Raw genomic sequence first — 17,451 nt, forward strand, 5'->3', positions numbered from 1 at the left:
TAAATTCTATTAAAAGCGCTCTCCTCTTTTCAGAAGGTTTTGAGCATAAAACATGGTTTTATTAAATTGCATGATTTTAAAGGGTAGATTAAGAAAACGTAACGGTGTTTTTTTAAAATCTTTCGAAAGGTACAAAAAGAGATAACGTTTTTTATATTCCTTCACTTGCTCAGACTTAAAATGCTTTAAAATTCCATAAAGAATGGTAGGGCTTGGTACAGGTTTAATTTTACCTACTGGCTTATCTAACTCCCATGGCTGTCTTTTTCGTTTTTTTCCTAAGACTGAAGATTGCATTCCCCAAAATCTGTATCCTCCTGAGGGTGGTTTAAGATGTAAGTTAACCGAATAAGGATTAAACATTAATAGCATACCATTTTTTATAAGCCTGAAACCAAAGTCAGCATCTTCTCCGTAACCGCCATCAAAATTAATATCATTTCCTTTAATTTCTTCCACCCACTCTTTCTTCACGCAAGAATTCGCATTATTAAAGGTTTGAGCAGCCCCTGCCTTATAGCGTTCTCTCCCTTTTCCTTTCAAAATTCTACGCAAATCATCTAAATCCTGACGATAATCTGAAGCTTGAATATCCAATCCGGTACAACCCTCAACCTTATAAGTTTGTAGAAATCTAAGATGATTCTCAACAAAATTCGGAAGAATTCGTGTATCATCATCTGCAAAAATTATATAATCCGATCTACACAGTTCAATCGCCTCATTCCTGGCTTTACAACTTCCTTTAGATTTTTGCCACTTGATGATCAATTCAAAAGGATAATCTGATTTTTTATACAAACTTATGTCCCTTTCTTCTTTTGGTGTAGCATCAACAACAATAACTCGTTGGGGTAAATAAGTTTGATTTTTATAATCTTCCAGTAATTGCACCGTATAATCCTGGCGAAACATAGTGGGAATAATTACATCCACTGTTGGCTTACCCATCAATTTAGTGAGCGGTCTTGAAGGAAAACTAACAAGATTATGCTTTTTGAATTCTTTTCTTCTTGATTTACTAAAAGATCTAAATTCTCCTATTGGAGCAGTTAGAGATTCTCTCAAATACATATACCAACTATGTCTCTTTTTAAAATTTTTTAGAAAAAATAAATAACGATCTTCTGCAGAAATAATAGGGTCATTAGTTTCGCTTGAAAAAAGTCCATCAACAAAGAGCGGAACGGCACCGCCAAATCTTAACATTCTATAACCAAGATCAAGGGCAGCAGTAGACGTTGAAAAATAATCCTCACTAAAACCATTAAAAAATTCCCAACTGTTTTTTCTAACCACAAAACTATGTGGGTTAATCCTCCAATTCACAGAACAATTCAGGTTAGGCAAATCGTTTAAATAAAACCAAAACACAGCTGTTTGATAGACCAGTTCAGGAAAAATATCTTGATAACCTTGTGTCAGCGAACTATGCCATAAATCACCAGGGCCGGAAACCAGGTCTTCCAAAAGATTAAAATCAGGTTCTCCTGTATAGAGCAAATGCTCTCCATCTTTCGTTTGATATTGCTTTAGTTCCATTTAATCAAACATTTATATTTTTCCATTTTCAACGACCTTCTTGTAAAACTCTAAATTTCTTTTGACAACTACTTGAGTTGAAAATCTATTTTTTACTCTATCTCTAGCTGCCTTACCCATTTCAGCCGCCTCACAAGGATTATCTAACAAATAAAGGATTTTTTCTGCATAAGCTATATGATCTTTAGGATCTTCAGTAAATCCAGTTACCCCGTTAAGCATTACTTCTTTTGCCCAACCAATGTTTGAGGTAACCAGTGGATTTTCCATTGCCATGGCTTCCAACCACGTCATCGGTAAAGCCTCTGCAAAACTGGGCAGAGCGATTACAGCTGCCCTAGAGATATGTTTTTTTATCTCTGAATAACTTACTTCGGGAAAATATTTAACCTGGTTTGCAGCTTCAACACTTAATCTTTCTTGAAACAATTCCAGGGTAGATTTGTCTTCAAAAATATCTACCACATCTTTACCGATAAGAAATAATTCTGCTTCCGAATTTCCATAAATTACTTCATTAAAAATTTCGGCAAGTTCCAGCACCCCCTTTTTCCTTATAAGGGTCCCAAAATACAAAACCCTGTTTTTAATCGCTACTTCTTCAGCTCCTGAGAACTTATCTGTCTCAATACTATTTGGAATAACTTCTATATTATCTTTTAACCTAAATATTTCCCTGGTTTTCTCTGCAGTGAAACGACTTACCGAAACAAGAACATCTGCCGATCTTAATGCTGAATTTTCAAAAAAGCGATTTTTAAATTTCTGTTTCCTACTTTCCAGGGCACAGAAATAAGCATCAGATCCATTCATTCGAATAATTAACGGACATGGAAACTTCATAAAAGCACTAATCCCTGTCCAGTCTGGCGCTTCTATAAGATCAATTTTATTTTTAGTTATCGCACTATTTAGATAGGCCTGTAAATATTTCCTATAAAGGTACCATCCAAAAAACTTATATTTTATCTGTTCAATAAAATGGAAATCAATATTGTTCTCTTTAAACCTGAGTGATGTTTTTTGCCCATAGACGAATACACTTACTTTTATATTTTCGGCGACAAGAGAAGATGCCAGGTTTTTAATACTTGTGCCGAGTCCGCCCGATGATGTAGATTTAGGGTGTGGGTATTCAGGGGTAAGAAATCCTATGTGCATGGCAACAATTTTATATGTTCTTCTACCATTCTTTCCAGGGAAAATTGCTCTTTAATTAACAGGTTTACTTTCTCATCAATTCTATTTCGCTTCTCTAAAACCTTGTTTATAACAGCAGATAAGGTTTGTATATCTCCAGATTTAAAAATAAATCCATTTTCTTCTTCTTTGATGATCTCTGGATTTCCGCCAACCGGAGTAGTAATTACCGGGACATTTGCGGCAAGACTTTCTAAAATAGATAGGCTAAAGCATTCCATATAAGTAGGTTGTAATAAAAAGGAATATTCTTGCAACAGATTAGGCAATTCAGAAGAACTTCCTTTAAAAGTGATTTGATTTTCCAGGTCATATAACTCTACTTTGCGTTCTAACTCCATTTGCATTGGGCCTTCTCCGTATATATCTATCTTAAGGTAGACTTTATTTTCTTCAGGCAACAAATTCACAGCATCAAGGAGATCCTGAATCCCTTTTGATTCTCTCAAATGAGAAGCCACGATCATTTTTCCAAAATTTTCGGATTTTCTTTCTTCATATAAAGAAGCTTTTACTCCGTTATAAACAAGTGCCGTCTTCCTTTTTAAATGACTGCCGTAATCTTCTAGAATGCAATTAATGGTATATTTTGATACTCCCACAAAACAATCGATATACTTAGCGTATAAAAGCCCCTTTAGCCTATTTCTCAGTTTCTTTTTAATAGGAAAGCCATTAATAGGTCTTGGATTATGATCTACTGCAATTATATAAGCTTCCTGTTCATTTTTTAACTTCTGAAAAAATGGAGTACATAAGGCAACAAAATGAGTAATTACAATATCATACAGCTTTGCCTCCTTTGAATATTCAAGAAAAATATCTTCTGCGGAAATTCCCTCAGAAGCAAAAACCTTTAAATTTTTATAAAAAGAATGATCCTCGCTGTGACTAAAAAACCAGTCTACCTCATAGCCCCTTTCTTTACAAGCCTGGTCGTAGGCTATAAAGAAGCGATCCATTCCCCCTATCCTTTCCGGCTTTAGTTCATAATTACAAATTACCGCTATGTGTTTTGAACTTTTCAAGCTATGGAAAGTTGTTTTAGTGAAGCGGCAATCTCTGCACTAGTTCCCTTAAGAGGTTTACCTATTTGCAATCGCAATAAAGATTTACGTTCCGGGGAATGCAAGCATGGTTTTTCTAAATATGTATTTATTCCTGCTATTAATTCCTGTTTATCTTTAGCTATCGTAACTGCACCGCTTTCTACCACTTTTTTATAGTGAGCATATTTCAAAAAACGTTGATCATTATAAAGTCCGTTATTTTCATTACCAAAAACCGGATTTATTACCGGTTTATCGAAAACCATAAAATCCAGGCTCATCGTAGAACACATATTAATGCCAAGATCTGAAAATTCTAAAATCATCCTAAGGTCTTTAAGATCTTTGGTTGAGGGAATTCGTTGCGACCAGGTTTCAGAATGATTACTTCTGCTTTGGGTCCAGGCGGGATAATTCCACTTTATAAAAGGATATTTTTCTCTTAAATAAGTAAATCTTTCAGGTTCCTCTGCCGGGGAGGTTCTTACAAGAAAATTAAGATTCTCCTCAATTTCATTTTTTATTAAAGCCTCGGCTATGGTTTCAATATATAACGGATCGTTTGCACTGGTTGAAACATCTCCACAACTAAAGCAAATAGTCTTCAATTCAGAATCCAGGTCAAACCGATTATGGAATTCATTTTTAGTACTACTGTACTCTGGCATCACATAAGGTTCAAACTGTGGAGTTCCCACCACTTGAACCTGTTTATCTGAAATTCTACCATAAAACTGAAGTAGTTCATCTTTCATCAACCCACTCCATACCAAATAATGATTAAAATTTCCCGCCATTCTTCCTTTAGAAGCAAGATTATCCCAACTAAAAATAAAGCTGCAGGTGTTTATTTTTTCTTTTTCCGCGGCGTATAAAAGTGGTGCGATATAAGGAGGTCTTTGATGAGTAAAAAAAAGAAGACCAGGTTTATACTGACTTAGAAGTTTTCTATAGGTTTTAGTTGAAGGATGATTTGCAAAACTTTTTTGTTGAAGTTTATTGTATAAGCCTATCCAATTTTCAGAATTAAAATGTTTTGCCCATTTAAAAATTCCCCGGGTTAACTTGCCTCGTCTACTATTTGAATTTGAATACGTAGTCCTTAAGTTATCCTGAATCCCGAAATTTTCTGGCTTGTTAAGCTGTAAATGTGAGTTTTCTTTTAATTTTCGAAAAAACCAGGTTTGCCCCAGCTCAATAAAATCATATAATTCCTCAATTACACAATTCGGAGTTTGAAATTTCTCATAAACCGAAATTGGAAGACCCGAAAAAATAATTATTTGGGTAAATTCTTTTTGTACTTCCTTTAGAAAACCACTCAATATAAAATTACGAAAACCCACTCCATCGGTAATCACCAATCCTAATGTCTTATTATTTTGTTTCAAGGCAGGTCTTTAAATTGTTTTTGCTGATTTAACTTCCAAATATCAGGCTTCTCAAGGCAACTTAAAAATAATTCAGTGCTATTCCCCTCACCGAATTTGGAAGGTTCCGCTTTTATCCTATTCTTCTGAATATTTTTTAAGGATTCTAAAATACTATTTTCATCATATCCCACATTTACTATATGTGATTGCCGTGATCTATTTTGCTGACGTGTTCCTATATTTATAATTGCTTTATTGTAATAAGGAGCTTCTCTAATCCCCGCGCTACTATTACCTATAATAAATTGCGCTTCTTTCAATAGGCTCAAAAAATATTCAAACCGCAAGGACGGGATTACCCTAAATCGTTCATTTCCCTTCAATTTCATATATTCTTTAAGAATAAAAGAACTGCCCAAGTCATTATTTGGGTAGATCACCACGTAATTATGAGCATCTTTAAGTAAAGCCTGCACAAAATTCTGGGCATATTCTTTCATATCCTCTGCCTCGGTAGTAACCGGATGAAACATAGCCACCGCGAAATCCTCAAAAGGTATTTCATAATATTCTTTTACCTCGGAAAAAGCGGGAAGATCTTTTGAAAACATTAAATCTATATCAGGCGAACCAATCACAAAGATGGATTTATCAATTTCCCCCATTTGCTCCAGTCTTTTAGCTGCTTCTATGTTTGAAACAAAATGGATATGACTTAGTTTGCTAACACTATGTCTAATCAGCTCATCTACAGTCCCTGAGATTTCTCCTCCTTCTATATGCGCCACAAGGATATTATTTAGTGAACCCACTATGGCACCGGCCAGAGTTTCAACCCTATCGCCGTGTACCACAATAAGATCTGGATTTACTTTTTTAATATATTCAGATAGACCTTCTATTGTCTTAGCCAGAGTAAGATCCATCGTTGTTTCGTGGGTATGATTCCCGAAAGTATGCACATTAGAAAAATTACAACGTTCTATTTCCAGTAAGGTGTAGCCATATTCCCATTGTAGATGCATTCCGGTAACGAATACAAAGACTTCAAAATTAGAATGTTGTTCAAGACTTTGAATCAGACTTTTAATTTTACCAAAATCAGCACGGGTTCCGGTGAGAAAGAGTATTTTTTTATTCATACATAATTAATAGTTTCTCTAATTAAGTTTTACTGGCAACACCTCATCACACTTCGACAAGCTCAGTGTGACGATCCCAGTGTAACAGTTATGCCCTATCGTCAGTCTGAGCCTGTTGAAGACCTTTTTAAGATTCAGAAACTCATAGTAATGAGCCTCATCAACTTCCTATCACCGACAGCGCAAGTTTACATATTTTTTTTCAACTCCTAACCACACTTCGACAAGCTCACTGTGACGGTTTCGATGCATCAGCTAAAACCTACCGTCAGTCTGCGCTTGTCGACGAATCATCCTTTCCATATTCCGTATAATTTCTCGAATATTTAACCAATTTATCCCAATCCTGCTCAATCAATGCAAGTTTCTTCCTCCGACTCCATCCTTTAATCTGTTTTTCTACTAAAAAAGCTGAAAAGGAATCATTAAATTCCTGAACCCATTTTAGACTCACCGGCCTTCTACTGTAGGTATAAGCTTTAGGGTGCAAGCCAGCATTATGCTCATCGATGCGCTTTTGAAGGCTGGAAGTAACTCCGGTATAAAAAGAACCATCACTACACTCAACTATATAAACATAAAACTTCTTCATTTTAACTAATATAATCATTTAGCTAATGATAACCCGCGGTACATCGTCAGTCTGAGCTTGTCGAAGACCTATTTAACACCTTCAATTTTCTTTAAAATCCCTCGATTTAGACTTAGAATACTATAAAATAAAAATTCCAACTTAACAAATACACTTCGACAGGCTCAATGTGACGACCACAATGCCACCGCTACGCGACATCGTCAGTCTGAGCTTGTCGAAGACCCTTATAAAATATCTTCTCGTTTTAACTGTACATTATTATTTATATCTCTTTTCGCCTTTTTACCTAGCACCTCACTATACTGTTCAGCTGAGATCCCTCCTTTACCGGGTCGTTTAACCCAAATATTTTCTTTAGAAAAATATTCTCCTTTTTTTACAGGTGCAATAGTACAAACACTAGCAAAAGCGAAGTCGATGGTTACCTGTTCCTCTTTTGTAGGTTGTTTTTCACCACCTCGCATCAGCGCAATCTCTGCGGTATCTTTAAGAAGTGCCCCGCAGGCGTTCTCATCCATACTGCAATTAATATCAGGGCCCGTTCTGTTCATATGGTCGGTAAAATGTCTTTCAAGGATGGATGCTCCTAAAGCTACTGCTCCAAGGCAGGCATTGTTATTTAAAGTATGATCTGAAAGTCCCACAACTTTATCCGAAAATGCTTCTTTTAGTTGCTGAAACGCTCCAAATCTCACTAAATGGGCAGGAGTAGGGTAAAGATTGGTAGTATGTAATAAAGCTACCGGCACTTTTTTATTATCAAATATCTGAACGGCTTTTTCTATACTTTTTAAACTATTCATCCCTGTACTTAAAATTACAGGTTTTCCAAAACCGGCAATATGCTCAAGTAATGGATAGTTATTGCATTCCCCACTACCTATTTTATATGCCGGTACATTAAAATTTTCAAGCCTATTGGCTGCAGCCCTGGAAAATGGGGTAGAAATAAAGATCATCCCTCTATCTTCCACATAGTTTTTTAGTGCCAGCTCATCTTTTTCGTTTAAAGAACAACGTTCCATAATTTCATAAATAGAAATATCGGCGTTCCCTGGTATTACTTTTTTTGCCTCAATGCTCATCTCATCTTCAACAATATGAGTTTGATGCTTTATCATTTCCACACCTGCTCTCTGGGCAGCATCTATCATTTCTTTAGCTACTTGAAGTGAGCCTTCGTGGTTAATACCTATTTCGGCAATTACAAGAGGCGGATAATCAAGACCTATTTTACGGCCGGCTATTTCTAAAAATGGATTCATTAATTCTCTGTTCTGTTTAGTAAGAATTCAGCATATTCAAAATCTTCTTTTTCATCTATATCTACATTAGAAAATAGATGATCTACAATAAACGGAAAGTTATTTTCTCCTAATAATTTATCCTGCCTTATTAAAGAAGCTTTTATGATATAAAGCAAACCATTTTCAAAGTAGAACGGTTCAAGATCCTGACTTCTCTGTCCCATTTTATAATTAAAAGGAATAAATTGGTTGTTTCTAATTTTCCCAAACTTTTGATAGCTTCTGCTTACGGTTATAAGACTTTCGTATTTACCCTTAGAGAATTCTTTAAAAGCATTTTCCAATAGATTATCCGGTCTTAATGGGTTAGTAGGCTGCAATAAAAATACATTTTCTACATCCTCTTTTATATTTACCAATACGTGTTGTAAAGCGGAAAGTGTAGTAGCCTCATCCCCTGCAATTTCCGGAGGACGATCAATTACTTCAACTCCTTCAGAAAGTGCTATAGCTTTTATATCGGCATCATTTGTAGAGACTATAATTTTATCAATCAAATTATTATAGAGTTTTGCATATCTAATACTATGAACGACCAAGGGGATTCCTCCAAGCAAGAGTTTATTTTTACCGGGAAGCCTTTTAGAACCTGCACGGGCTGGGATTATAGCGATATTTCTGAAATTGAAATTGTTTTTTACAATCATACTTTAAGACAATTTCATTTTAACTTTCTTGAATGTTTTGGATACCTGCATTTTAATGAAGAAAAAGGTATCCTTAAAAATAATTGGTTTCCTGGGATTTGATGCAAAAGATATTTGCTTTAAAACTTCATCTATCCTTGCAGTATGCTTCTCATTCTTCCCATACGAGCGCGCATACCAGGTATGAATTAATAAGGAAGTACCATTAGGGTCAAAAACTTCATTACTAATTTGCTCATTTTCCTCTTCTATCATTTTGGAATTCAAAAAAAGTATTTTTTCTCCTTTTCGTCTTAACCAAAAATAAAAACAATAATAAGGTTCATAGAGACTTTTTTTATCAAAACTATATACTAATTTGCTTAAATCATCTTCAAACTCTCCTTTATTAACGTATTGATTACCTATGATTTCATTAGTATTAAATAGCTTGGAAACTTTTTTAAAATTAAGAATTGAAAAAAAAGTATTTATAGCATAAGGATTATTATTTCGGTGCTTAATTGCACCACCATCACGAACCCCAGAAACGCTATATTCATTTCGCTTCATAAATTCAATAAGTTCCAAAACGGATTGCGGATTTGTAAAAATAACATCCTCATCCGCCATAACTAACCAATCTATGCCCTTATTTTTAAGCTTTTTAAACATATAAAAAATACTATGCAATGCGTGCATTCCATTTCTACCATCGATCACATATGTTTGGATACCTTCTGGAAACAAATTGGCCGTTTTTTGGTACAGCTCAAAATTGGCTACGGTGGTAAGTATGGCGGTATCTTTAAGAGGTTTCAAAATTATTGGGGCTTTTGGTTATTTACCATAAAATTTGAAGGTTCATTATTTAGACCCTTGTAGATTACAATTAAATTATGATAAAAATGAATAGAAGTAATATTTAATTCAAAGTAATTAGGTTTATAGCCAGGTTTATCAAATTCCTGATAATTTAAACCATCGGTTAATGATTTAAAATAACCCATTATGGAATTAAAGCTATTGAATTCTTCGCTTGTCCCCCCCATTTTTTGCCAATAAGAGGTTTGCGTATCTTCTATAAAATAAATTCCATTTTGCTTTAAAAGAGGAAACATAAACTTAAAAGTATCAATTACGTGAGAATTAATATGGCTTCCATCATCAACAATTATATCCAATTCACTAATTTTAAGTGAAACATTTTTCATAAAATCAAAATCTACCTGGCTTCCTTTAAAAATTTTTATTCTGGACTCTTCTAAAAATTTTTTATCATAGATATCAACAGCATAGATATTTGCTTTCGGGAAATATGCTTTCCACATTCGGAGTGAATGGCCACCCGACTTGGGGTCTTTATAGCCTCCAACTCCTATTTCAAGTAAATTAAGACGTTTTTTTCTTAATGGCTTTAAATGAAATTGATAATGCTGGGTATAATAGTGAATACCGTTTTTATCTGTTTTAAAAATTTTTGCCAAACGATCTAGATCATTTCGATAAAATCGTGATTCAAACCGTTCCCAACTTCTAATGATTTGAAGTTTTTTATCCGTGGTCACAGAAGCTTTAAGTTTTTTTAATAAATTCATTTTAAGCTCTTATTCTTTGTGAGTTACAGATAAATCGGGTCTCCAGTAAATTTTAGCATCAGGTAATTCCTTCCATTTCTGATATTCAATATATGTTAAGCTGTTCTGGTTTTTTTTCAACCTACTTGTATTCATTAACAAATCGCCAATACCTAAAAATAGACTTTTTAAAAATTTAATATCTTTCGTTCTTTTGGCTTTAAGAATTTGATTTTTTATTGAGTATATAAATATTCTAATTATTTTCGATTTAGGATAGAAGATCATAAAATTATACCAATCTGCCCTCAAGGACCTTCTTATTCGCCAATAGTAATCCCTCTCTTTTCTTCTTGCCTTGTTATCAACACGATGATGTACCAAAACCGATGGCATATAATGTACCCCCCATCCTTTTTTAAAAAGCTGTAAAGACGCAAAATTCTCCTCACCATAAAATCGATACCAATCTGGGTAGGAGGGTATTTCCCTCCATGCTTTCATTCTCCATACATGTGCACAACCCACAAAACTTTTCACAATTTGCGAGCTTTCATAGGTACATGTGATTTTTGGTTTACTTAAACCCCAAAATATCCTAAATGCTATAACTCCACATTTTGGTTCATCTTTAAAATATTCAAGTATTTTTTGAAAAGGATTCGGACTTATAAAATTGGCATCATCATCTAAGGAAATTGCATAAGGGGTTTTTACTTGATCCATTAAAAGGTTCCTGCTATAAATAAGCCCTTTATTTACTGGATTGATCAATAGTTGGATTTTAGGATACTTTTCCCTTATAAATGCTGATGTGCCATCGGTACTTGCGTCATCGCATATTATAATCCTTACTCCATCTCTAATTAATATTTCTAAAGAAGTAAGAGTATATTTTAATTCTTCAAGCCTATTAAAAGTGGTGATTAAAATACTAAACTTGCTCCCCATGCTTAAAATGATTTTCTGGCTGCTTCTGGCATTCCCAACTGTTTCAAATATAGCATTCTCAATTTATGAGATTTTAATATCAGTTGGATCAGCTTCCGTTTTAAAAAATATGCCCAATTGAATCCTGGGTAAATAAAAGCAGGAATATCAGGAAAAGATTCCTCTTTAATTGTAAAGTTATTTCCAAGATTCATTTTTTCCAAGAATTTATTATCAAGTTTATTCCCCAGATGAAAAGCCATATTTTTTGGGGTAGTAAACCGATAATATCCTTTTTTAGGCGCTGTCTCATCCAATAGTTCTTCACTATTCCCGCCCATTTTGAATGGATTAAATTGAGCTAAATCTTGAAGTATCTCTCTACGATATGATGCAACCACGTGGCCTGAGCCTACAATTGCTTCAAAACCTCCATTATTTAAATACAGAGTAAATTTCAATCTTTCTTTTGGATAGTTAGGTTTCCAACCTATACTTTCATAAAATCCAGCTAATGCCTCTGGTTCTTTCACGTTGGCAAATTTTAATTTAGAAGAGAAACTATAATCAAAAAGCAAATTCTCACTATGACTCTGATAGCTGAGAAATTGCGGGATAAGACCTACAACCCCAACTTTTTTAAAATTTTGAAATATTTTATAAGTCTCCTCTTGCCAATTTTCTTTAAAAAAAACATCTGCATCGCTAATAGTGACTAATGGAATATTATGGCCTGATACCGCTTTTATAATCGAATTATATTTACCTATGTTAGCACTAACTATTATTTCCTGGACCTTTCCTTCTTTATAGAGATCCAGAATGTATTCTTCTACTTCACTACAACTTCCATTATTTACTAAACTAATAAAAGTATAAGGCCGGGAAGAGCGCAATAGGGATTCAATACAAATTTCTAAGACCTGTAAACTTTCTTCAAAATAACCTTCTTGGTTAGGGATGTAAATTGGAATGATGACCTGGTGTAAATAATTAATTCCACCGGTTTTATCCTTATTTGGATTTAGACCTTTCCTCATCTTCTTTGGAAATAATTAATAATATAATCGAAGTCTATAAACGACAGGGCTCCCCAAAGTCCCTTAAAATAAGTGAACACATATTTGCTCTTTAGCGCAATTTTGCTTCGAGAAATGATTTTTCTAAAAAAATGCTGTTGAAACTTAAACTTATCGTCTTCTTCACTTATAGCTTGTATAGTATTTTTATAAACCAATAAATCAGCAAGAATCATTGAGCGGATAGTTGTGGGTGAATTAATGCCATTGATACTTTGCGAATGTTGTCGATAAAAGAACAAGCATTCATTAACAATCTTATAATTGGCGCTTTGGGCCAGTATTCGATTGAAAAATTCATAATCCTGCTTGCGTTGCAATGTTTCATTCCAAAGTTTTTTTCCATCTAGAAAATCCCTGCGAAACATTGGAGCATTAGTCTGGAAATTAATCCTCCCTAGTGCTTGATCAAGAACCGGAGTTGTTCCCGATAGCTTATCCCAATCCCCAATTTTATTTTCAATCTTCCCTTTAAAAATGGCTCCTTTACAAACAACAAAATCTGAATAAGATTTTTTGAATTCTTGAACTTTCAATTCTAAAAATCTAGGATGCATTAAGTCGTCAGAATCAAACCATTGTATAAAATTACCACTAGCTTTTTCAAACCCAAAATTTCTACACGTATTTGCGCATTTAATTCGATTATTTGGTCTTTTCAAGAACTTAATCCTTTTATCCTTCTTGCTATATTTAATTATAATTTTTTCTGAATCATCTACTGAGTCATCATCAACAAGAATACATTCCCAATTGAAATAGGTTTGATTTAATACCGAATTTAAGGTCTCATCAATCCATTTAGAACTATTGTAAGTGGGAATTATTATTGAAATTAACTCATTCATCTTAAGATTGATTATTAAAAGTATTTGACAATCGTTCAGTTTTTTGAATTAATTGAGTGATCTCATTTAGATACAACTCACCTATTTTTTGATTTGAATAATTTTCGATAATTTTTTTTCGCAAATTGCAGGAAATATTTTCTAAGGCAGTTGTCTCTTCGCTCTTTAATTTCCGGATAGCTGAATCTAAGGTTGAAATTTCATTAATATTGAACCAAAAATCATTATTTGTACCTTCCAATCGATCTTCCATCGCACCTACTCTTGTACTAATTATAATTTTTCCTGCAGCCATTGCCTCTAACCCAGTGTAAGGTCCCGCTTCTTCATAAGAACTAATAATTAAAACATCAATTTTAGCGAAAAATGATTCGAGCTTATCCTGTGCTACAGCTCCCAAATATGTTGAATTAGGATTGGTTTTAATATTCTTTAAAATTTCATTTTTTAGCGGACCATCTCCCGCAATAAAAAATTGCTCATCTCTGCTTCCGAAAAATTCTGATAACTCTAAAGCTCCTTTTTCTTTAGTAAATCGTCCTAAAAAACCAAACCTCAAATTTCTTTCTTTTTTTAGTTTCAATTTTAGTAATTGTTCTTCTTGTAAACTCGCCTGGTCGATAATTGAATAAGGAACTTTTAAGTTAAATAATTTATTTGCAGTTCTATTAGAGTGATGAATAAAACGGCTAATCTTTTTAAAATGCTTACACTCAAACACCTCTCCATTAATATTACCCGTAGTCCTGAAAACACAAGGAATATTTTCTTTTTGGCAGAACTCAATAATTTCTTCTGCAAAGTTAGAATGTAGCTGCATTACAAGTAAAACTAAATCAGATTTAGAAATTTTATTTCTAAGTAAATTAGAACGCTTTTCATCATATTTTAAATATTTCTTTGTAAAATAATTATTTCCGAAAGTGGATCGCCTTTTCCTTAAACCATTTTTAAAATATGTGAGAAAATTTATTATTCGAAAAATTAAAAATTCATCATATACCAATCGGTCTAAGAAATTTATTTTAATGTTATTTAAATCAGTAAAAATTAACGACTTATTATTAAAATATTCACTTGATATTATTTCAACTGTATGATCGTTTGTTAGGGCTCGCCCGATTTGGTTAATTTCAATAACCCTTCCACCCGTATTAGCAACTGGACCAAAAATTAAGACCTTTTTATTTTTCAGAATTGGTAGTATTAATAATATAATTCAACTTTTTTCTAAATTCCGTTTGTGAAAAATAGCCTTCTAATTCATATTTTTTAGGTTCCTTATTTAGAACCTGACTTATTGTAAGCATTAAATTTTCAGCTATATCTTTCTTGCGGTAAGAACTAAAAATTCCATTTTCCTTAGCCAATCTTTTCAATTCACTCCTTTCAGGACCCAATATAAAAAGGTGTTTTTTCAGTTGGATTAAAACTGGCACTTTTCCCGGCAAAATATTGCTATGACTTGAATTATTCTCTAATATTAGGCCTATATCTGTTTCATTTTTTAATTCTTCAAATGAAATATTGAAACTAGCGAATGATCTTATTTCTATATTAGGATGATTATTATATTTCATTTTCAACTCATTCACTCCTTCCCCTTTTATTCTTAAAAACACTTCAGTCTCTTTTTTAATAACCGGATTTTTATCAACTAGCTCTACATACACATCAAGGAAATTTGTAAGACTGCGTCCTAATTGAATAGCCCCATGATAAGTAATACAAACACACTTTCTCTTTTTCCTGATTGCATTTTTATCTTCAATTTTTAGATCAAATGCTTTTGGAGTAAATTGATGGGGAAGCGTATGGAACTTTTTTCTGGTTCCGTATAGAAATTCTAGATCCTGGGATAATAATTTTGAAGGAGAGATACAAGCTTGTGAACGATCTACAACCCCTTGCATTCTTTTCAACTTCTGCAGCTCTAAATTTGTAAGGAACGATTGTGATCCAGTATCCCAATAACCAGGAAAAGGGTCATGAAAATTAATTATTGACTTTTCTAATAATTCTGGATTGTGTATAGCGCCTAAAATAAGTTCAAATGCTGTACCTGAGCTTCTCAAAAATACAAGATCATATAATGAAGAGTCTATCTTTTTTAATTCTTGTCCAAATAATTTCTCGATATACAAGTCCTTCAATGAAATACCCGTCAGCCTCCAATAAGGTTTATTTAAAAATATTGTTTTACCAGGAATTTTCTTATAAATGACTTTCTCATCATAATTATCCACGCCTAGTAGCTTTGGCTTCACATCTGTCGTGTGATTTTTTAAGTAAAAAACATCAATCTTGAAATCTGGATAGCATTCCTTCAATTTATAGATAAAAGACCTGGAAACAATGCCTTCACTTGTTCCCGAAATCCGAAGGTCTTGCGCTACAACCAATATTCTCATAAATATTTTTTTTTAAACCTTAAATATTTACTTATCAAGGGATAGTACCTTCTAATCACCTGGTATCTATAAATTTTAGTCCTTGATAGATTAGTTAATTTACCTAGAAAATTAATTAATGCGCGATCATTTAGGAGAAACGCCAACTGTATAAAATACCTGGTCAAAAAAGGCGTTAACAACTCTTTTTCCTGCAAATTTATAGCAACCAGTTGAATAGCTTTTATTTTAGATTCCCTTCTAATTTTATCACCTAAGTAAAACTCCCCCGTATTCGAGGCATTATGCTTTCTGCCAAAATAAAGTGTTTTATCAATACTAATACCAGTGAAACCATTCGACAATAAACGAGAGTAAAGTTCCCATTCTTCTGCGTATAACAGCTCCTCGTTAAATCTGTTGTTGAAAAAACATTCTTTTTTCCAAATTACGGCGCAAGAATTAAATGGCAATTCATGTGTAATTATTTTTTCTAAATTTTTATAATCTATGTGCTTAGAGCTATAATTTAGATTTCTATTAAATTCCCGATTAAATTCCCCAAAAAATACCTCCCTGGTATAATGACAAAAATGAAAATCATTTTTTTTAAGAATAGGAATAGTAATTTTAAAATGATTCGGATGTGCGATATCATCATCGTCAAAAAAAACTATGTAATCTCCCTTAGCTAATTCAATACCATAATTCCGGCAGCCGGGCAAACCCTTTTTGTGTTTTGCACTTCTAGGTAAATAACGAAATCTGGAATCGCTTAAAGAAGGTTTTATAGCTTCCTTTGTCTCATCAGTCGAACCATCATCTATTATTATACATTCCCAATTTTCGAAAGTCTGGTTTTGTATAGAAGTTAAGCTCTCATGAATTAAATGCGCCCTGTTATAAGTGGCCATAATTATGCTAACCTCTGGTTTTTTATGTAAGGTCACCATTTTAAAATCCTTTTTATCCTTCGTAGGGGATTTAAAAACGCTTTTCCAAGCCTAAACTCTAATCGTTGAGTATGTTTAATTTTTTCCCTTTCTTCTCTTTCAATTTTACCTAATAAATGTTCTACAAACACTTCAAAATACTGCTTATATAGATTCTGATGCTTAAAATAGATATATTTTTGTAACTCATATTTAATTTTATTAGCAGAACCCCTCATAGATTTTTTTTTCTGGCGGTAATTAAACAATGCTTCCTCTAAAACATAGGCATAGCCTCCAGGCTTAAGTAATCTTATATAAAATTCCCAATCTTCAAAGCCCTCTTGCATAGATTCATCATACTTCCCAACCAAACCCCAATCCTGCTTTCTAATCATAGAATTTCCGATTGCAGCGTTATATCCTAGAAAGTTTTTAATATCTCCCCCAGCTGGCTTAAAAATATCTATCACACCATTTTCATTAAATCGTCTTGCATAACAGGTTACTATTTTAACAGACTTATCTTCAGAAATAATGGGTAGAGCCTTTTCACAAAATTCAGGTTCAAAAAAGTCATCAGAATCTAATAGAACAATAAAATCTCCTTTAGCATTTTCAATACCAATATTTCTTGCCGCACTTAAGCCTTTATTTTCCTGAGTAATTAGTAAATCGATTTTAGGTTCAAGTTCTTTTAATACTCTTTTAGTTTCCATATTTGAACCATCATCTACAACAATAATTTCTTTATTACCCCAAGTTTGACTGATAGCACTTTGTACAGCTTCTTCTATATAAACTGCATCATTATAGCAAGGAATTATAATGGATATTATATCGTTTATAGACATCGTCAGC

17 protein-coding genes are annotated in these 17,451 nt (G+C 33.3%); all 17 read right to left on the minus strand.

The annotated features are described in order from the left end of the window. Nucleotides 1-9 precede the first annotated feature (9 nt). Nucleotides 10-1,542 (minus strand): glycosyltransferase family 2 protein, encoded by a 1,533-nt coding sequence (locus FG27_RS05380; protein WP_037316527.1) that lies wholly within the window; start codon nt 1,540-1,542, stop codon nt 10-12. Between the two features lie 12 nt (nt 1,543-1,554). After that, nucleotides 1,555-2,703 carry a glycosyltransferase family 4 protein gene (locus tag FG27_RS05385; protein WP_037316531.1) on the minus strand — a complete coding sequence of 383 codons (1,149 nt, stop codon included), beginning with the start codon at nt 2,701-2,703 and terminating at the stop codon, nt 1,555-1,557. After that, entirely contained in the window at nt 2,694-3,770 is a 1,077-nt protein-coding gene (locus tag FG27_RS05390; RefSeq protein WP_037316535.1) for a glycosyltransferase family 4 protein, read from the minus strand. Before FG27_RS05390 ends, FG27_RS05385 begins: the two co-directional genes overlap by 10 nt. Next, complete coding sequence (locus FG27_RS05395; RefSeq protein WP_037316538.1) at nt 3,767-5,182, minus strand: hypothetical protein; 1,416 nt, start codon at nt 5,180-5,182, stop codon at nt 3,767-3,769. Before FG27_RS05395 ends, FG27_RS05390 begins: the two co-directional genes overlap by 4 nt. After that, a complete protein-coding gene (gene neuC / locus FG27_RS05400; RefSeq protein WP_037316541.1) occupies nt 5,179-6,306 on the minus strand; it encodes a UDP-N-acetylglucosamine 2-epimerase in 1,128 nt (375 codons plus the stop codon). The genes FG27_RS05395 and neuC overlap by 4 nt, the downstream gene beginning before the upstream one ends. A 268-nt stretch (nt 6,307-6,574) precedes the next feature. Next, entirely contained in the window at nt 6,575-6,898 is a 324-nt protein-coding gene (locus FG27_RS05405; protein ID WP_037316543.1) for a GIY-YIG nuclease family protein, read from the minus strand. Between the two features lie 227 nt (nt 6,899-7,125). Continuing rightward, nucleotides 7,126-8,166, minus strand: coding sequence for an N-acetylneuraminate synthase family protein (locus FG27_RS05410; protein WP_037316546.1), 1,041 nt, complete (start codon nt 8,164-8,166; stop codon nt 7,126-7,128). Continuing rightward, entirely contained in the window at nt 8,166-8,855 is a 690-nt protein-coding gene (locus FG27_RS05415) for a cytidylyltransferase domain-containing protein (protein WP_037316549.1), read from the minus strand. The genes FG27_RS05410 and FG27_RS05415 overlap by 1 nt, the downstream gene beginning before the upstream one ends. 3 nt (nt 8,856-8,858) lie before the next feature. Next, a complete protein-coding gene (locus tag FG27_RS05420; protein WP_037316552.1) occupies nt 8,859-9,656 on the minus strand; it encodes a hypothetical protein in 798 nt (265 codons plus the stop codon). Between the two features lie 2 nt (nt 9,657-9,658). Next, a complete protein-coding gene (locus FG27_RS05425) occupies nt 9,659-10,432 on the minus strand; it encodes a class I SAM-dependent methyltransferase (RefSeq protein ID WP_037316555.1) in 774 nt (257 codons plus the stop codon). A 9-nt stretch (nt 10,433-10,441) separates the two neighbouring features. Further along, on the minus strand, nt 10,442-11,362 hold the full coding sequence (locus FG27_RS05430; RefSeq protein WP_037316558.1) for a glycosyltransferase family 2 protein: 921 nt from the start codon (nt 11,360-11,362) through the stop codon (nt 10,442-10,444). A 2-nt stretch (nt 11,363-11,364) separates the two neighbouring features. Then, nucleotides 11,365-12,381, minus strand: a complete 1,017-nt coding sequence (locus FG27_RS05435) for a glycosyltransferase family A protein (RefSeq protein WP_051935769.1) — start codon at nt 12,379-12,381, stop codon at nt 11,365-11,367. Then, complete coding sequence (locus tag FG27_RS05440; protein WP_037316561.1) at nt 12,378-13,268, minus strand: glycosyltransferase; 891 nt, start codon at nt 13,266-13,268, stop codon at nt 12,378-12,380. Before FG27_RS05440 ends, FG27_RS05435 begins: the two co-directional genes overlap by 4 nt. A 1-nt stretch (nt 13,269) precedes the next feature. Continuing rightward, nucleotides 13,270-14,274: a glycosyltransferase gene (locus tag FG27_RS05445; RefSeq protein ID WP_037316564.1), complete on the minus strand. Its 1,005-nt coding sequence runs from the start codon at nt 14,272-14,274 to the stop codon at nt 13,270-13,272. A gap of 178 nt (nt 14,275-14,452) precedes the next feature. Continuing rightward, nucleotides 14,453-15,679 (minus strand): hypothetical protein, encoded by a 1,227-nt coding sequence (locus FG27_RS05450; protein WP_037316567.1) that lies wholly within the window; start codon nt 15,677-15,679, stop codon nt 14,453-14,455. Beyond that, the gene (locus tag FG27_RS05455; RefSeq protein ID WP_037316570.1) at nt 15,676-16,611 is read right to left on the minus strand and encodes a glycosyltransferase family 2 protein; all 936 of its coding nucleotides are present in this window, start codon (nt 16,609-16,611) and stop codon (nt 15,676-15,678) included. Before FG27_RS05455 ends, FG27_RS05450 begins: the two co-directional genes overlap by 4 nt. Beyond that, nucleotides 16,605-17,444: a glycosyltransferase family A protein gene (locus FG27_RS05460; protein ID WP_037316573.1), complete on the minus strand. Its 840-nt coding sequence runs from the start codon at nt 17,442-17,444 to the stop codon at nt 16,605-16,607. Before FG27_RS05460 ends, FG27_RS05455 begins: the two co-directional genes overlap by 7 nt. Nucleotides 17,445-17,451 lie beyond the last annotated feature (7 nt).

Origin of the sequence: Salegentibacter sp. Hel_I_6 (assembly GCF_000745315.1) — a bacterium.
Classification (GTDB): domain Bacteria; phylum Bacteroidota; class Bacteroidia; order Flavobacteriales; family Flavobacteriaceae; genus Salegentibacter.

Coding starts and splice junctions, on each gene's coding strand:
- FG27_RS05380 (WP_037316527.1), bottom strand. CDS start 1,542: ATGGAACTAAAGCAATATCAAACGAAAGATGGAGAGCATTTGCTCTAT.
- FG27_RS05385 (WP_037316531.1), bottom strand. CDS start 2,703: ATGCACATAGGATTTCTTACCCCTGAATACCCACACCCTAAATCTACA.
- neuC (WP_037316541.1), bottom strand. CDS start 6,306: ATGAATAAAAAAATACTCTTTCTCACCGGAACCCGTGCTGATTTTGGT.
- FG27_RS05405 (WP_037316543.1), bottom strand. CDS start 6,898: ATGAAGAAGTTTTATGTTTATATAGTTGAGTGTAGTGATGGTTCTTTT.
- FG27_RS05410 (WP_037316546.1), bottom strand. CDS start 8,166: ATGAATCCATTTTTAGAAATAGCCGGCCGTAAAATAGGTCTTGATTAT.
- FG27_RS05415 (WP_037316549.1), bottom strand. CDS start 8,855: ATGATTGTAAAAAACAATTTCAATTTCAGAAATATCGCTATAATCCCA.
- FG27_RS05425 (WP_037316555.1), bottom strand. CDS start 10,432: ATGAATTTATTAAAAAAACTTAAAGCTTCTGTGACCACGGATAAAAAA.
- FG27_RS05430 (WP_037316558.1), bottom strand. CDS start 11,362: ATGGGGAGCAAGTTTAGTATTTTAATCACCACTTTTAATAGGCTTGAA.
- FG27_RS05435 (WP_051935769.1), bottom strand. CDS start 12,381: ATGAGGAAAGGTCTAAATCCAAATAAGGATAAAACCGGTGGAATTAAT.
- FG27_RS05440 (WP_037316561.1), bottom strand. CDS start 13,268: ATGAATGAGTTAATTTCAATAATAATTCCCACTTACAATAGTTCTAAA.
- FG27_RS05450 (WP_037316567.1), bottom strand. CDS start 15,679: ATGAGAATATTGGTTGTAGCGCAAGACCTTCGGATTTCGGGAACAAGT.
- FG27_RS05455 (WP_037316570.1), bottom strand. CDS start 16,611: ATGGTGACCTTACATAAAAAACCAGAGGTTAGCATAATTATGGCCACT.
- FG27_RS05460 (WP_037316573.1), bottom strand. CDS start 17,444: ATGTCTATAAACGATATAATATCCATTATAATTCCTTGCTATAATGAT.